The sequence below is a fragment of the Niallia endozanthoxylica genome (assembly GCF_008710145.1).
In the GTDB taxonomy this organism is placed as follows: Bacteria; Bacillota; Bacilli; order Bacillales; family Cytobacillaceae; genus Bacillus_BD; species Bacillus_BD endozanthoxylica.
The window spans coordinates 115,631-132,763 of sequence record NZ_VYKL01000037.1 but is presented as its reverse complement, the minus strand read 5'-3'; the positions used below and the strand labels follow the sequence as shown (position 1 = coordinate 132,763).

Sequence of the window (17,133 nt, the reverse complement as noted above, 5' to 3'; positions counted from 1 at the left end):
ATGAAGGTTCAGGGACTAGAACTCTAGTCCTTTTTATATTTACTTAATTTAACTTAATTATAGATTGAATCTATCATTGATTTTTATAGTTTATTTAAACTTCTTTATGATTACTAATACACTATCTTTCACTTTCTCATCAATTTCTAATCTTCCCTTCTCTAGATTCTCATTTTTCAAGGATATAGTAAGAGTATAGAAAATAAGTTATGAATTTGAAGGAGGAAATAAATATGAAAAGGAAAGTATTAATTGGTACTTTAGGAGCTGCTCTTGTATTTGGGGGTGCATTTGCTGTTGGTGCTGCGGATAATGATAATGCAAAGAATGAGAAAACATTCCTTAGCACAGATAAAGTTGAAAAAATTGTACTTCAAGAAGTAGATGGTGTATTACAAAGTATTGAACTAGAAAAAGAACTAGATAAAGTGATGTACGAAGTGGATATTGAAAAAAATAATGTAGATTATGACTTGTACATTGATGCTTATTCTGGAGAAGTCTACTCAGTTGACCGTGATGATATGGATGACGACAATGATGATAATACGAATCTTTCAAACGGTGATCAAACCAATAAAAATACCATTTCCCAAGCCGATGCCACTACCATTGCTGAAAAAGCAGTAAATGGAAAGGTGGTAGAGATTAGCAAGGATGAGGACGATGGGTTTATCAAATATGAAGTAGAATTAAAAACGGATCGTGGAGAAGCAGAAGTTGAAATCGATGCATCCACTGGAAAAGTACTTGAAGTTGAGTGGGATGATTAATTAAGTGAGCGTAGTAAAAATGATATTATACATGAAGAAACAAGAGCCTTATGTCAATAAAAGGACTCTTGTTTTTTGCTTTATTGTTTATGTTCATCCCTTATTGTTTTATAAAATCAAGACAAAGAGCAGAGATCCATTGATACTACGTCAAGAAAATAGACACAGATTTTCTTGACGTAGTATCATATTAGGAAAGGAAACAAATGGAGACAAATTCCTTTGATTGTTAAAGTAGATATGATTAGCATCCTTTAGCCTTGTCCTCCCCAAAAATACAAAGAACATAAAAATGTCCATTTTTGATGCCTGACACCCTATTGTTTCGTTTAGATAGAAATAGTTTGATCATGCAATACTGTATCAATTGAGATATAGTTATAACCATGTGCTTCAGCCACTGCTTTATATGTCACTTTGCCATCTATAATATTAATACCTTTAGCCAAAGCTTTATTATCTAATGCAGCTTGTCTATATCCTTTATTTGCAATCTGCACACCGTAAGGTATCGTCATATTCGTTAATGCGAGAGTCGATGTGCGTGCCACCGCTCCAGGCATATTCGCTACAGCATAGTGGAGAACACCATGCTTTTCATACGTGGGTTCATTATGTGTTGTAATTCGATCAATCGTTTCAATGGATCCACCCTGATCAACAGCAACATCAACGATTACTGAACCTGGACTCATGTTTTTCACCATTTCTTCTGTAACCAATCGAGGAGCACGTGCACCTGGAATGAGGACCGCACCAACCAGTAGATCCGCCGTTTTTACTGCCTCTGCAATATTATGACTATTGGACATCAAAGTCTTTACGCGCCCTTGGAATTGGTCATCCAGTTGACGAAGACGATCCGCATTAATATCCAGTAAAGTTACCCTTGCACCCAAACCAAGGGCCATTTTAGCAGCATTCGTTCCAACAATACCTCCTCCTACAATAACCACTTCTCCCGGTGAAACGCCAGGTACGCCACCTAAAAGAACTCCCTTTCCACCTTTGGATTTTTCTAAGAATTGTGCCCCGATTTGAATAGACATTCTGCCCGCTACTTCACTCATCGGAGTCAACAAGGGAAGAGAGCCGTTCTCTAATTGGATTGTTTCATAAGCAATGGCATTAACCTTATTATCTATTAATGCCTTGGTTAACTCAGGTTCTGGAGCAAGGTGGAGATAAGTATAAAGAATTAAACCTTCTCGGAAATAATCATACTCTGCAGGAAGCGGTTCTTTTACCTTGATTACCATTTCAGCAGACCATGCTTCTTGTGCGGAAGATACAATTATGGCACCTGCATCGATATAATCGTTGTCTGCAAATCCACTTCCTAAACCAGCACCTGTTTCCACCCATACATCATGTCCATTATTTTTAAATGTCGTCACTCCAGCCGGAGTAATAGCTACACGATTTTCATTATTTTTAATTTCTTTCGGTACCCCAATAATCATCTTAAAAACTCCTTCTTCCATTCGATTTTTTATCATAGATTTATGCACTGTTAAAAAAACAAAACTCCTTTAAGTGAGACACAGCCAAGCCTTCGTCTTACACATGCAGGTCAAAAATAAGAATACTAGATTACATAATTAGATAGTTTACCGATATTCTCTACTTCCACCGACACGACGTCGCCTGACTTCATTGGACAACTGCCAGAAGGCGAACCAGTAGCCAACACATCACCTGGTTCCAAAGTCATAATTTGTGAAATCCAACTAATCAGGTATGGAATGGAGAGTGACATCTGATTTGTATTCCCATCTTGTACAACTTGACCGTTAAGTTTTGTAACGATTTGTAAATTGGTTGGATCTATACCTTTTACAATCCACGGGCCCAATGGACCAAAGGTGTCAAAACCTTTGCCGCGTGTGAACTGAGGATCCGTTTTTGTAAGATCTCTTGCAGTTACATCATTAAAAATGGTACAGCCAAAAACATAATCCATTGCCTCTTCTTCTTTTATATTTTTTCCGTGTTTTCCAATAACGAGTGCCACTTCCCCCTCCATTTCAACCTGTTTGGTTAAATCACTGGAAGGAAGAATAATTTCCCCCTCATTTGGAATCAAGGAAGATGTTGGCTTTAAAAACAGAAATGGTTCTTTAAGATTAGCCTTTCCCCCAGTCTCCTTTGCATGTTCAGCATATGTCCAGCCGAAATTAATCACTTTTGAGGGTGATACAGGCTCCAAAATTTTCACATCACTATATTTAAGTCTTACACCATCAAATTTTAATTCATTGTTTACAATTTCAGAGAAATCACTTTGCAATTGTAAAATTTCATCAGCCTCAACAATTCCGTAATATATTTTACCGGTATGATTCTGATAACGAACAATTGTCTGCATTTTTTGTAATACCTGTGTTACCATACACACCCACTCCATCTATAATTTAAAACCTTGCCCAAATCGTTGATTCAATCCTTATCCAATAGAGCCGCTCCTGAAATTCCAGGTTTTGTCATCTCATATGGATTTAAAATTAATTCAAGTTCTTCCTCAGTTAATACATCATATTGCAAACATAGCTCCCGTACGGGTTTTCCATTTAAGATAGCCTCTCTAGCAATACGTGCTGCTACTTCATATCCAATATGTGGATTTACAGCTGTAATAATCCCTACACTTTTTTCTACGTACTCTTTTAAACGTGCCTCATTTGCTTCAATGCCTTTTAAGCAATGTTCTGTAAAAACATGGAATGCATTATTCATAATACTGATTGACTGAAGCAAATTAAATACGAGAACAGGCTCCATCACATTTAGTTCAAGCTGACCTGCTTCTGAAGCTAGACAAATGGTATGGTCGTTACCGATGACTTGAAAGGCTACTTGATTAATCATTTCAGGCATGACTGGGTTGACCTTTCCAGGCATAATAGATGAGCCAGGTTGACGAGCTGGTAAGATAAGTTCAGCTAATCCTGCACGAGGACCAGAAGCCATTAATCGGATATCATTAGCAATCTTAGACATATTAATCATACAAACCTTTAAGCTAGCAGAAACTTCCGTATAAACATCTGTATTTTGGGTAGCATCAACAAGGTGATCAGCACTTTGTAATGGAAGCTGACTTATGTGCGCTAGGTAACTCACAACCTTTTTAATATAACGAGGATCCGCATTTAATCCTGTTCCTACAGCTGTTGCTCCCATATTTACCATATATAAATGTTCACGTGATTGCTTAATGCGTTTCATGTCACGCTCTAACACACGACTATAGGCTTCAAACTCTTGACCAAGTCTGATTGGAACCGCATCTTGTAAATGGGTCCGTCCCACTTTTATGATATGGTCAAATTTTTGGGCCTTTTCCTGAAATACAGCTTGCATACTGTTCATCGTTTTTAATAGTTTCTCTAATAAATTAAGCGTGGCTATATGAATAGCCGTTGGGAATACATCATTGGTTGATTGCGACATATTGACATGACTATTTGGACTTAAATGCATATATGACCCTTTTTCATGCCCAAGCAGTTCAAGAGCACGGTTAGCAATCATTTCATTTATATTCATGTTCATGGATGTACCGGCTCCACCTTGGATAGGATCAACAAGGAATTCATCATTTCTTTTTCCTTCAATAATCTCATCTGAAGCTTGGACGATTGCCTTTCCTAACCCTTCATATAAACGCTTCACATCCATATTAGCAAGAGCCGCAGCCTTTTTAACTATAGCTAAAGCTTTAATCAGTTCTTCATGGACCTTATAGCCTGTTATTGGGAAGTTTTCAACGGCACGCAGTGTTTGTATCCCATAATAAGCTTGCTTAGGAACTTCTTTTGATCCTAAAAAATCCTTCTCCACTCGTACCTCTTGTTTTTCAATCGTATTTACCACAATGCTACCCACCTTATATATCAATCACCCTGCCTTTACATGATGCGATGTAATCGGTATTGGAAAAGGTCTACTCGCCCATTACTTCCGTAAATGAAAGCCGATTTTTTCGTACCATTGAACAGGGTGATTCCTCGCAAATGCACTTGGACGAACTTCAGAGTATTTACCTTACCTTAAATGGTTAATGGCAGTATTAAATTTATTGATAATTCTGACTATTAATAGTAGATTCCCATATAATAAAAGACATTAAATGTTCTTTCTATTAAAGTCTTTGTTTAACTGCTGTTAAGGAAGTATCAATAATCGAAATCATTTTTTCTACTTCATCTTTTGTGATACAGAATGGCGGTGCAAATGCAATCGTATCTTGACCCTCATAAACAATGGCGCGGCCAATCATATTATGCTTAAGAGCTTCCTCTACTACCTTTAGTGATACCGGTTCTTCGAAGGTTGTTTTTGTTTCTCTGTCTTTAAAAATTTCAATAGCACCAAGCAAACCAATTTGACGAATGTTTCCAATTTCTTCGTGAGTTTGCTCTAAATATTTGAATCCTTTTAGCAATTCTGCCCCCATTAGGTTTACATTTTCATTTAATTTTTCTTGTTCGATAATTTCTAAGTTTTTAAGGGCTACTGCGCAGGCAGTGTTATGACCGCTATACGTATATCCGTGGTAGAAGTTACCTTCTGTCAGTTCCGTTAACTCATCTTTCAATCGATCCGTGAATACTACCCCTCCAAGTGGAGCATAACCACTCGTAATCCCCTTCGCAATGGCCATCATATCAGGTACCACATCAAAGTTGTCGATTCCAAAGTTTTTACCCGTTCTGTAGAAACCATTAATCACCTCATCAGCAATGAACAGGATATCGTTTTGATCACAGATCTCACGAACTTCTTTAAAGAAGTTTTGTGATGGTGGTAAGTTAACGCCGCCAGAACCTTGAACTGGTTCTGAAATGATTGCCGCAATGTTTTCTGCCCCTTCACGCTCGATCATTTCTTTCAGTGCCTCAATGGATGAATCTACATATAAGTGATCTTGAGATAAACCCGGGAAATCTCTAAATGGGAACAATCCTGTAGCAGGTGAAGCACCAATGGATACACCATGATAAGATTTGCCGCGAGAAATGATTTTTGTTTTATTTTTATAACCTTTCATCTTCCAGTAGTAACGTGCTGTTTTAAATGCAGTGTCATTTGATTCTGAACCACCGCATGTAAAGAATGTATAGTTTAAATCTCCCGGGGCCATTTCAGCAATTTTTGCTGCTAATCGAATGACTGGTTCATGGCTGTTCGTTGCGAATGTTGAGCTGTAAGCTAGTTTTTTCATTTGCTCCATCGCTGCAATGGCCAGTTCTTCTCTTCCATGACCGATATTTACATTCCACAAAGAAGATAAACTATCAATGACTTCTCTTCCTCTGATATCTTTTAAATAGATTCCTTTTCCTTCTGTAAAAATAAATCCTGGGCCTTCTGCCTTTTGCTGTCTAAATGAAGTAGATGGATGAAAGAAATGCTTCTTATCAAGTTCTGCTAATTCCTCGTATTTTTTTTGCGCGCTTTCAGTTACTTGTAATAACATCGTAATTTCCCCTTCCCGTATCAACTTTTTAATTGTATTTTTTCATCTATTGAGTTTTTTTAAGACTAGTAAAAGATTGGCATGACAATTACATCGATTTTTTATAATTCAGCTTAAAACTAACGACCTTTGGCTCTGTCATCTCCTGGATAGCAAACTTCACACCTTCTCTTCCCAGTCCAGATCCCTTCACACCGCCAAATGGCATACCGTCAATCCGATAATCACTGCTGTCATTAATCATAATTCCGCCAACATTCATTTTTTCGATGGCTTCAAATGCTTTTTCAATGTCTCTTGTAAAAATTCCAGCCTGCAATCCATAGTCCACATCGTTGGATTTTTCAATGGCAGATGCAAAATCATCCACAGGGTATAATAAAACAACTGGTCCAAATATCTCCTGCTGTGCGATGGTGCAATCTGCCGGTACATCTGTTAAGACGGTCGGAGAATAAAATGCCCCTTCACGCTTGCCTCCAATTAGGAGAGTGGCACCTTTATCAACGGCTTCATTCACCCACTTTTCTACCCTTATCGCTTCCTTTTCATTAATCATTGGACCCATGTCCGTTGTTTCCAACATCTTATCGCCCACTCGATATTGCCCTACCCGAGCAATAAACTCTGAGCAGAATTCATCGTAAATATCCTGTTCAATATACACACGCTGGACTCCTAGACAATTTTGTCCCACTGCATAGAACGCCCCTGAAACGGTCGCTTCAACAGCATCTGGAAGATCAGCGTCCTTCAAAATGATAACAGGAGAATTGGATCCAAGCTCCATGCTAATCTTTTTCAAACCTGCTTTATGGGCAATTCTTTCTCCCGTTTCGAGTCCGCCTGTAAAGGAAACCATCCGAATGGCTGGATGAGTAATTAGTATATCGCCTATTTCTCCTCCATGTCCTGTGATAACAGAGATTACTTTAGGGGGCAGACCTGCAGCTTCAAAGGCTTCCGCTAAAAGAAGAGCACTCAAAGGCGTAACAGTTGCCGGTTTAACAATAATGGCATTTCCTGAGGCTATAGCAGGACCGACTTTATGTGCAACTAAGTTGAGTGGGTCATTAAAAGGTGTAATGGCGGCAATGATTCCTATTGGAAAACGATAATAATAGCCAAGGCGATCCTCACTTCCTTCTCTTTGATCGAAAGGAATCGTTTCTCCTTGTATACGTCTTGCTTCTTCAGCTGATATTTGCAATGTTTGGATACAGCGGTTCACTTCAGCTCTTGCTTGAAGAATCGTTTTACTGCCTTCTAGCGCAATCGTTTCAGCATATTTTTCGCTATTTTCATTTATATAATTGGCAGCCTTGTTTAAGATACTGATCCTTTGGTGAACGGGCATCGAAGCAGCCTTTTGAGCCCCTTCTTTCGCTTGTTCAATGGCAAATAGCATATCTTCTGCTGATGCTGCAGGAACATTTGTAATAAATGAATTGTCTTGAGGGTTTAATACTGCAATCGTTTCCTCTTTACTGATCCATTCACCCGCAAGGAACATTTTCGTGCCAAGTACTTCCGTTTTCATAAACATCACACCTTCCTTAGAAGTTATAAAAGAATGATTAATCCTGCTTTAGTAGTTTAAGAGCCGATTCTGCAAGAATGGATACGCCCATTGGCAAACAGCCTTCATCAATATCAAAAATATTGGTATGCAAGTCACGTGAAATTCCATCTTGCAGTGCACATCCAAGAAAGAACATGGCCCCTGGAATCTGTCTTGTCATATATCCGAAATCTTCTCCGCCAAGTCCAAAAGGTTTTTGTACGATTTTTATCGCTGGGTATAATTCTTTTGCCGCCTCTCTTATCATTTCATTTACTTTTGGATTATTATTTAAGGCGGGCTCCCCGCGTTCCACTTCGAATGTATAGGATCCTCCGAATGGCTGAACCACTTTAAATGCTTGCTCCACCTCTTTCGCCAGTTGATCTCTGACTTCAGGTGAATAGGTCCTTAATGTACCTGTTATGGATACTTCTTCAGGAATGATATTGCTGGCAGTTCCCGTCTCGATTTGACCAATGCTCGCAACGGCTGTATCTAGTGCAGATATTTTTCTAGAGATAATCCCATAAAATGCTTGCAGGAAAGATCCTAGCATCCAAATGGGATCCGTGCCTAAATGCGGATATCCCCCATGCCCGCCTGTCGCTCTAATTTTCCCATGGAAAACATCTACATTTGCCATGCTATAGCCATCATTCATCTGTATGGTTCCTACAGGCTCCCATGGACACAGATGAAGAGCAATAATGGACTCTACATTTTCCAGTATCCCCTCCTGCATCATGCGTGGTGCCCCGGATAAACCTTCGTGATCTGTCGCTTCCTCCGCAGGTTGGAAAATGAGCTTTACCGTTCCTTGAAAGGACCCTTCTTTTGCTTTTTTAGCTAGAATTTTTGCAGCACCAAGTAAAATCGTTGTATGGGCGTCATGACCGCAAGCATGCATTACACCTGGATGTTGTGATTGAAAGCCATGTTGATTTTTTTCCGTTATAGGCAAGGCATCCATGTCAGCACGAATCGCCACTGTTTTTCCTTCTCCAGCAGAAATGGTTGCTACAATTCCTGTGTTAGCAATATTGGTTTGAATAGAAACGCCATCTATCTCCTTCAATGTTTCAGCAACAAATTTAGCCGTTTCATATTCTTGAAAACTTAATTCGGGGTATTGATGAAGATGTCTCCTCCAGCCTACAAGCTGTTTTTCAATTACCTTTGCCTCTTTAACAAGGTCATTCGTTACAATCATGAATGAAAGTACCTCCTTTTCTGATTATCCTACATCACTGTCAATTGTTTATGATTATCAACCGTCATACCAATGGTTTCAAAGGATTCAAGCAAATGATAAGCATAGAGAGCGATAGCTGTATCCTGCACACCTGTGCCTGTTAAATCACAGACGGTTACTTCATGATCATTGATTCTTCCTGGAGATTTTCCAGCAATGATTTCACCAAGCTCAATGACAGGATACGCTTTATTCATTTGCCCCTCTCTCACCGCATGATGGAGTTCACCTAGCCGAAGACACTGTGCCTTAGAGTCGCACACGTATCGATCTGATTTGGCAATAACTGCGCCTTCCAGTTCTTGTTTATCTTCAGCATCCGATCCCATCGCCGTAATATGAAGGCCAGGATGAAGCCATTCTGATTTTATAATCGGACTTTTCGAAGGTGTGGTTGTCACGACAATTTCACTAAGTTTTACAACCTCTTCAGGAGAGGAGGCTGGGATGACTGTGATATGCAAGGCAGCCTCCATCTCCTCTTTAAACTTCTGAACATTCGATTCCAATCGGCCATATACTCGGATTTCTTTGTAATCACGAACGAGTTTAAGCGCTCTCATTTGATATCTTGCCTGTGCTCCCGTCCCAATGACTCCGACAGTAGTCACAGCTTCTTTTGCTAGATGTTTGGCTGCAATGGCTCCTGCTGCTGCCGTTCGGATTTCTGTTAAATACCCATTGTCTAGTAAAAAGGATTTGGGCTCACCCGTTTTCGTACTAATGAGCATCATGAAGCCATTCGCACTTGGCAGGCCCAATTGATAATTATAAAAAAAACCGGAGGAAACCTTTATAGCGAAAAAATCTTTATTTGGAATATACGCTGATTTCACGTCCACTTCTCCGTTATTTTCCTTCACATCAATACGCATAATTGGGGGCATCACCACTTGATTTATCACTAATTGCTTAAAAGCGTCTTCGATGATGTGAATCACTTCTTTGTTTAACTTGATAAAAGAGCGAATGTCGCTTTCTGTAAAGATTTTCAAAATAGCTCACTCCTTATAAAAACGGATTAAACTTGAAGATTATGACTTTCGTTTACAAACAACTGCCTTGGAAAATTCGTGAGCACTTCACAGCCAGTTTCTGTCACTCTGAATGATTCACTGATCTCAATTCCGTAATTATCAAACCATAACCCTGGTATTAAATGGAATGTCATATTCGGCTGTAATACGGTGAGATCCCCTCTGCGAATGCTTGCAGTGTGCTCGCCCCAATCAGGCGGATAATTTAATCCCATTGAATAACCAATCCTTGAATCTTTGACAATTCCATGCTTAGAAATAACCTTTGACCAAGCGATTTCAAGCTCTTCACAAGTCGCACCTGGTTTGACTGCTTCAAGTGCGGCGTTTAATCCCTCCACCACAATTTTGGATACATCCAATGCTTCTTGACTTGGCTTTCCAAGTGAAACGGTACGTGCTAGTGGTGAATGGTAGCGCTGGTAGCAACCTGCGATTTCAATAATCACCATTTGGTTATTTGTATATTTTTTATCTGTCCAAGTGATATGTGGAGTAGATGTATTTTCTCCCGCAGGCAGCATCGGTACGATAGCAGGGTAATCACCCCCGAATTCACTAGTCCCACGGATTAAGTCTCCATATATATTGGCAACTGCATCACATTCTCTAACGCCTTCTTGGATCGAATTCACAGCCGTTTGCATGCCGATTTCTACGATTTTTGCTGCTCTCTTAATGAATTCAATTTCCTGATCTGATTTAACTATACGAACATAGTTGACTAGTAAACTAGCATCAGAGAATATCGCATTTGGTAGATTCTTCTTTAAGCATTCATAGGATTGTGCTGAAAAATAGTAAGAGTCCATTTCAAGTCCAATTCGACTTTTGGATTGGCCAATTTGAGTTAATATTTGAGCCGCAAATTCACTAGGGTGCTTTATTTTAGAATGGACATAGTCCTCTGGATAAGGGATTATATTTTCATGGTAAAGCCAGGTAGTAGCCTTTGCTGCATTCGCATCCATTTTTCTGCCTATCCATATCGGCTGATCCTCATCAACTATAACAATTAGCATTTGGTCAACATAGAATGACCAGCTATTATATCCAGATAAATAATTCATATTTGCTGGGTTCGTCACTATTAAAACTTCAATTCCTCTTTCCAGCATACTTTTCTTTGTTTGATCCAATCGTTTTTTATACTCTTTTAAACTAAATGGCAACATCATAATCCCTCTCTTTATCGAATCAATAGTGTGTTTTAAATCGTTATGACCATTTGTTAATTTCATTATAGGGGGAATGCTTCAATAAAACATTCGCTAATATGTATGAATTTTCAGAAATTGTTTTTATACAATTTGAATCATATAGTAGACCTTTTTTCTTTTTTAACAGAGTTTTTACTTGAAAAGTATATAAAAAAGGGAGTTTGCTACAGATATCTCTGTACCAAACTCCCTTTTTTATAATCCGTTGATATTGGAGAGATTTGTATTGATTTGTTCTCTCTTTATGACACCTGTTGACCAAACTCGAATACTAAAATCCAACAGGAATAGATCATCTGGATTAACGAGTGATAGTCCTGTTAATGATTCAATTTTTCTTAACCGGTATAAAAGTGATTGTCGGTGAAGATTCAGTTCACGTGCCGTTTGACTAACATTCCCACTATTTCTGTTATAAGCCTTGAACGTATTAATTAGATCCATATCCCGTTTCTCGTCATATTCAATCAATGGTAAGATAGGGGCGGCGATGATTTCCTGCACTTCTTCATTGATCGCCAAATTGAGCAATAACCGATTCATACGCATTTCATCAAAATTGACCCGTTTGCCAACTCCAATTTGAGTTCTTCCCATATCTAATGCCGCTTTCGCTTTTTTAAAGCTTTTGGAAAAGTTCCCATTCCCATCTTTATGTTTTCCGATTCCCCATGAAAAAGTCAAACTAGGAAATAAATGCTTTAATCTTCGTTCAACCAAATCTAAAAAGTGATTAACTGAATCCGCATTCGATTCCTTCGTTACTTCTAAAAAAATAATTATCTGGTCACCTTCATAAGCAAATAGCATTTGATGTTTAACAGCTTCTGCTGCAAATATCAATTCCTCTTTTATGTAACTAATCATTTTTTCCAGCCAATTATTATTTTTGGAGTGCCTTTTATGTTCTTTTTCCATCAAGGATGCTAAATTCTCTGGAAACCCAATAATACATTCATAGGGGATATCCAAGTTGTATTGAAACTGCTCCGCTTGCGTCATTTTATATTCCTCGGATAGATTTTCACCCTTGATTAGCCTTAATAGAAAGTCATTTTGCAAGCGCATCTCGACTTTCGTCACAACACTTTTTCGAGAAAACCATAAGGCACAAGCCATCATCGCATGTTCAATAATATGAAGCTCTTGCTGATTCAATTGATATGTTATGTCAGAAAGAACACATATTTCCCCTTCATGTACACCATTTGTTTGGATGGGCAGATGATATAGGTTCGATTCTTCATCAGCTATTTTTCTTATTTTAGAGTGCAATGGATGGTTGGAGGCTGCCTGACTTTTTTGCTTTTTTATCAATTGATTCCTGATACTCAAGACCTTTGATTGCTTCGCACTGCCAGCGACTGGGTTTCCCTTCTTGTCTAAAATTAATATGGGAAGGTCCAGCTCTTCTTCAACATAATTTGAAATTTGCTCAAGGTTTTTACCATCTAAAATCATTTGAATTAACGTTTGATGAATCCCATTGGAACGTTTTGAATCCTGCTGTTGAACAATGTTTAATTCTCTCATCACTTCATGAATGATATCAGCGAAACGAATCTCCCATGGAATTTCTATTAAAATAAAATTTCTTTCCTCTGCAAACCGGATGATTTCTTCAGGAATTTCAAATATGTAACGGCCTGTAGCAATTCCTAATGCTGATGCCCCCGAATTATATACATCTTTCACAAATTCTAATAAAATATCAATATCCTCATGACAGCCAATTCCTGTACTAAGGACAAATTCATTTTCTCTGACAAAATTTTCAACGGGGCTTTCAATAACCGATACCCATTCAATCAAACGGTTACTTAAAACGTCTTTACCTGTTTTTATTTTGGAGGTTTTCAATAGGGGAAGCTCGATAATGTCACTAACATGCAGCATGTTCAGCATCTCTCCTTTCAATTTTGGAGTTTCTAATTGGAAGTCCAGCTTTCATAGGATGATAGAGTTTATCCATTTTTTTGCACATAGTTTTGAAGGACATTAGTGATAACTGATAAATCAACATTACACCCGGTAACAATCGTTCCCATTTTTCTATAAGTTTTTGATAATTTATTATTTAAAAGAGCTGCCATACCAACAGCAGCGGCTCCTTCAACAGCCATTCGGTGAGCATCCATCATGAATCCTATTCCTTCAGCAATTTCCTCTTCAGAAACGAGAAGTAAATCATCAACATTTTCTTTAATGATGTGAAACGTATACTCATTATTTAACCCTATCCCGCCTAGCAAGCTATCAGCCAATGTCGGCTGTTCTTTCAGTACAACCGGATTTCCTGCTTTAATGCTTTCATACATGACAGGCGATCTCTCCATTGAGACGCCAATCACTCTAATAGACGGATGAATTGATTTTAATGCAAGAGCTGTACCGGCTAATAAACCTCCACCTGATAACGGCACAAGTAATGCCTCTAAATCGGGAACTTCCTCGAGAATCTCCAATCCAATGGTTCCTTGTCCAGCAATAACATCCTGATCATCAAATGGCTTAACGACGGTCATGCCATATTTTTCTTCGAGCTCATAGCAATATTTCTCTGCCTCATCTTGACTGTCCCCAATGATTTGAATTTGTGCACCAGATTTTTTTAGTGCATCTACCTTTGCCTTTGGAACTCGGTTGGATATACAAATGGTCGACTGTATACCAAGTTTTTGGGCAACATAAGCAACAGCCAAACCATGATTCCCTGTTGAAAAGGTTGCGACCCCACACTTTTTTTCTTCTTCGGTTAAATTTAATATTTTATTAGCCGCTCCGCGAACCTTAAAGGACCCCGTTTTCTGCAGATTTTCTAGTTTAAGATAGACATTTGAGTCTATTTTTTCAGAGAAAGGTATGGAATGAATCAATGGGGTTGATGAAATTAATGGTTTAATTTGTTTTCTTGCTTCCCATATTTTTTGAATGAGCTGCCCACTTTGTAATCTTTCATATGCCTTTTTCAATAAAACCACTCCTATATCCTACATTATTAATTATATCTAATTATCAATATATTGCAATAATTCTAAATATATAAATACTTTTATGTCAAGAGTATCTTTTCGTGTTTTCTAATTCAACTGTTATCAAGGCAATAGTGTCTTTAAGTTCGTTATGCACCAGTGAGAAGTCCATCAAACTCGTTGTTTTTTTGTACTAGATAATCTTCTAGAAATACTAAATAACTTAAACAAAGGTAAAACACCTCATAAGTAAGTCTTTTATAAGGTGTTTTACGATATTTATTCCTATGTTATTTTGCAGTGACGTTTGAATTAAACTTACCTTCTACCACTGCTTCTACTGGCAATTCTTCTTTCCACCAGAGAGCCTTGTCCGGATTCTTCAATAGTTCATCGATTTCTCTTGGATCATCTACAGTTGGTGCAGACCCGCGCAACGACCTGCCGGCGGTTTCTTTTACAAAAAAGCCAACAACTACAAGTCCGATGATACAAACTGCCATCAAGTAATAGGCAGGGACCATGCTGTTCTTCGTCAGACTCACCAGCCAAGCAATAACTAGCGGGGTTGTACCACCAAATAAAGAGGTAGAAATATTATACGTGATTGCAAGCGAGCCATAACGTACCTTCGTAAAAAATAGGGACGGTAATGTTGCAGGAAGTGCACCTTGAAAAGCAGCGAGAGTAATGCCAAGGATTAAAAGTCCAGCAAAAACAACTAGGTTACTGTTTGAACTAATCATGATAAAGGCTGGTACACTAAGTAAAATCGTGCCAATGAGAGCTCCTTTAACGATCTTGTTGCGGCCAATGCGATCGCTCCAATAACCCATCCCTAAAATAATAGGAATCAGCAAAATCATCACAAGAAGATTAAAGACTAATCCCTTTGTTTCACTGTAGCCAAGTTCTTGAGTTAAATAAGATGGCATATACGTGAGAACCATATATAGCGATGTGTTATAAAAGAACACAATTCCTAGGCAAATTAAAAGAGGCTTCCAATGGTTTGTCAAAATTTCTTTCAAAGATGCACGATGACGATCTTCTTCCTTTGCTTCTTCCATCGCCTTGAATGCCGGTGTTTCCTCTAAACGAGAACGTAAATAAAATCCAATAAACCCCATAGGTCCAGCAATCAAAAATGGAATTCTCCAACCCCATTCGACCATTCTGTCAGGACCGATAATGTATGTCAAAAGAGTGACTAATGCGGCACTGGCACAAAACCCTACGGCTGTTCCAACCTCTAATCCACTTGTTAGAAAACCACGTTTTTTATCCGATGTTGATTCAGCTATATAAGTCATGGCACCCGCATACTCGCCTCCAGTTGAAAACCCTTGGACTAACCTCGCAATTAATAGCAAGATAGGCGCTGCAATACCGATAGTGGAATAGCTTGGAATGAGGCCAATAAACAATGTCGAAGCGGCCATCATTATGAGTGTAAGAGAGAGGACTTTCTTTCGACCCACTCGATCTCCCAACATCCCAAAAACAAGACCGCCGAGTGGACGAGCGATAAATGCAATAGCAAAAGTGGCAAATGCATAAATCAATTGATGGGCAGGGTCAATTTCAGGAAAAAAAACTTTACCAATCGTAACCGCTAAATACGCATAGAGACCAAAGTCAAACCATTCCATTGCATTACCAAGCGAAGTAACGACAACCGTTTGCTTAGCAACCTTCTTATCTACAACAATAATATCCTCTTTTTTTAAATTACTCATATTTAGTTTTCCTCCATCTTCATTACAGGTATAGGAATTAATCATTTAAAAATTATCTTGAGTAGATTGATATCCGTTTCAAATAAAAAATGATACTTATGCTATTTGAGTGAAAATAGAATGGAAAGTACCTACTATATATTTATTTTTTGATTTTAAGGCTGGATATTTTGATAGCTTGCTTCCGGGAAAGCTGTGGGCATTGATGGAGTCAAATCCCAGTGTATTTTAACCATGTTGTAAATTAGAATCGGTAGAGCCTTTTAGATTGAATTTCAATCTTTGAAGTCGATACCATTTTATTCATCTTTGTCACAAAAAGGAAAACGTTTTCATTAAAAGTAGTTATTCAAGCTTGATTGGTCAAGTACATTTAAGTAAAATATGTACTGTTATTATTTGTGAAGAATATTCCATCGGGTCGCTTGTGTCTGATTGTACAAAATGATCATTGTATCCACTTATATGTTCCTCATGCATCCATGCGGTCATCTCGTACTATTAGCTTCCATCACTCTTCACATCCATATAGGCTTGTGCTTGTCTAATGTAATAATTAGTCCTTGCACAAGTCATATGAATAACCCACATCCCCTGAAAAGTCATTCATATGAGCGGGATTCGTACTAATTAAGACATTAAATCCACATTCCTGCTTATTCGTCTTTATCATATTAACCCTCTAAGGAAACTCAGTTTCTTTAAATAACACTGAAATATCACTACCTTTCCAACCTTCTTATATACCACCACAAGAAAGTTCTGACTTTTCTGTATATTTTTTAGATTAACAAGAAAAAAAAACCTAAACAATACACAAACTGTATGAAGATTTTTTTCTGCTTTTTAGACAATATAACTAAAAGTTCTGTTAAATATGAGGCTACGTTAGGAAAACCGCATAAGGTGTATGGTTTTCTAGAAAAATAGCTTCTTCATCCTAGGAAAACTTTTGTACTTAACTTTCGGTGCCTGACACCATTACCAGTTTTTCGATAGCATGAGGAAATGGAGTTTTCATTAATTCTAACCAATCTACATCTTTTTATTTTTTATCTGTATCAGTTTCTATTATTAGAAGTTTACTAATTGCT

The 17,133-nt window shown here is 38.1% G+C and carries 12 protein-coding genes; 1 reads left to right on the top strand and 11 read right to left on the bottom strand.

The genetic code is table 11. The annotated features are described in order from the left end of the window. The first annotated feature begins 233 nt into the window (after positions 1 to 233). Complete coding sequence (locus F4V44_RS21430; RefSeq protein WP_191090798.1) at positions 234 to 773, top strand: PepSY domain-containing protein; 540 nt, start codon at positions 234 to 236, stop codon at positions 771 to 773. Positions 774 to 1,102: 329 nt separating this feature from the next. On the opposite strand, the gene ald is transcribed toward F4V44_RS21430, so the two are convergent. The 11 genes from ald to F4V44_RS21375 form a co-directional block, all read right to left on the bottom strand. Continuing rightward, positions 1,103 to 2,236, bottom strand: coding sequence for an alanine dehydrogenase (gene ald, locus F4V44_RS21425; RefSeq protein ID WP_150442046.1), 1,134 nt, complete (start codon positions 2,234 to 2,236; stop codon positions 1,103 to 1,105). Positions 2,237 to 2,361: 125 nt separating this feature from the next. Continuing rightward, positions 2,362 to 3,165: a fumarylacetoacetate hydrolase family protein gene (locus F4V44_RS21420; RefSeq protein WP_150442045.1), complete on the bottom strand. Its 804-nt coding sequence runs from the start codon at positions 3,163 to 3,165 to the stop codon at positions 2,362 to 2,364. 47 nt (positions 3,166 to 3,212) lie between these two features. Then, entirely contained in the window at positions 3,213 to 4,637 is a 1,425-nt protein-coding gene (aspA, locus tag F4V44_RS21415) for an aspartate ammonia-lyase (protein WP_396897510.1), read from the bottom strand. A 280-nt stretch (positions 4,638 to 4,917) separates the two neighbouring features. Beyond that, positions 4,918 to 6,255 (bottom strand): aminotransferase family protein, encoded by a 1,338-nt coding sequence (locus tag F4V44_RS21410; RefSeq protein ID WP_150442043.1) that lies wholly within the window; start codon positions 6,253 to 6,255, stop codon positions 4,918 to 4,920. 88 nt (positions 6,256 to 6,343) lie between these two features. Beyond that, positions 6,344 to 7,795, bottom strand: a complete 1,452-nt coding sequence (locus F4V44_RS21405) for an aldehyde dehydrogenase family protein (RefSeq protein ID WP_150442042.1) — start codon at positions 7,793 to 7,795, stop codon at positions 6,344 to 6,346. Positions 7,796 to 7,832: 37 nt separating this feature from the next. Continuing rightward, positions 7,833 to 9,029: a M20 metallopeptidase family protein gene (locus F4V44_RS21400; protein ID WP_150442041.1), complete on the bottom strand. Its 1,197-nt coding sequence runs from the start codon at positions 9,027 to 9,029 to the stop codon at positions 7,833 to 7,835. Between the two features lie 29 nt (positions 9,030 to 9,058). Beyond that, positions 9,059 to 10,066 (bottom strand): cyclodeaminase, encoded by a 1,008-nt coding sequence (locus F4V44_RS21395; protein ID WP_150442040.1) that lies wholly within the window; start codon positions 10,064 to 10,066, stop codon positions 9,059 to 9,061. A gap of 26 nt (positions 10,067 to 10,092) precedes the next feature. Continuing rightward, on the bottom strand, positions 10,093 to 11,283 hold the full coding sequence (locus F4V44_RS21390) for a M24 family metallopeptidase (protein WP_150442124.1): 1,191 nt from the start codon (positions 11,281 to 11,283) through the stop codon (positions 10,093 to 10,095). A gap of 240 nt (positions 11,284 to 11,523) precedes the next feature. Further along, the gene (locus F4V44_RS21385; RefSeq protein ID WP_223881997.1) at positions 11,524 to 13,224 is read right to left on the bottom strand and encodes a PucR family transcriptional regulator; all 1,701 of its coding nucleotides are present in this window, start codon (positions 13,222 to 13,224) and stop codon (positions 11,524 to 11,526) included. A gap of 68 nt (positions 13,225 to 13,292) precedes the next feature. Further along, positions 13,293 to 14,309 carry a hydroxyectoine utilization dehydratase EutB gene (gene eutB / locus F4V44_RS21380; protein WP_396897508.1) on the bottom strand — a complete coding sequence of 339 codons (1,017 nt, stop codon included), beginning with the start codon at positions 14,307 to 14,309 and terminating at the stop codon, positions 13,293 to 13,295. Between the two features lie 281 nt (positions 14,310 to 14,590). Next, positions 14,591 to 16,039 (bottom strand): MFS transporter, encoded by a 1,449-nt coding sequence (locus F4V44_RS21375; protein WP_223881996.1) that lies wholly within the window; start codon positions 16,037 to 16,039, stop codon positions 14,591 to 14,593. Between the last annotated feature and the right edge of the window lie 1,094 nt (positions 16,040 to 17,133).

Coding starts and splice junctions, on each gene's coding strand:
- F4V44_RS21420 (WP_150442045.1), bottom strand. CDS start 3,165: ATGGTAACACAGGTATTACAAAAAATGCAGACAATTGTTCGTTATCAG.
- F4V44_RS21375 (WP_223881996.1), bottom strand. CDS start 16,039: ATGAGTAATTTAAAAAAAGAGGATATTATTGTTGTAGATAAGAAGGTT.
- F4V44_RS21430 (WP_191090798.1), top strand. CDS start 234: ATGAAAAGGAAAGTATTAATTGGTACTTTAGGAGCTGCTCTTGTATTT.
- F4V44_RS21410 (WP_150442043.1), bottom strand. CDS start 6,255: ATGTTATTACAAGTAACTGAAAGCGCGCAAAAAAAATACGAGGAATTA.
- F4V44_RS21405 (WP_150442042.1), bottom strand. CDS start 7,795: ATGAAAACGGAAGTACTTGGCACGAAAATGTTCCTTGCGGGTGAATGG.
- F4V44_RS21390 (WP_150442124.1), bottom strand. CDS start 11,283: ATGTTGCCATTTAGTTTAAAAGAGTATAAAAAACGATTGGATCAAACA.
- ald (WP_150442046.1), bottom strand. CDS start 2,236: ATGATTATTGGGGTACCGAAAGAAATTAAAAATAATGAAAATCGTGTA.
- F4V44_RS21385 (WP_223881997.1), bottom strand. CDS start 13,224: ATGCTGCATGTTAGTGACATTATCGAGCTTCCCCTATTGAAAACCTCC.
- F4V44_RS21400 (WP_150442041.1), bottom strand. CDS start 9,029: ATGATTGTAACGAATGACCTTGTTAAAGAGGCAAAGGTAATTGAAAAA.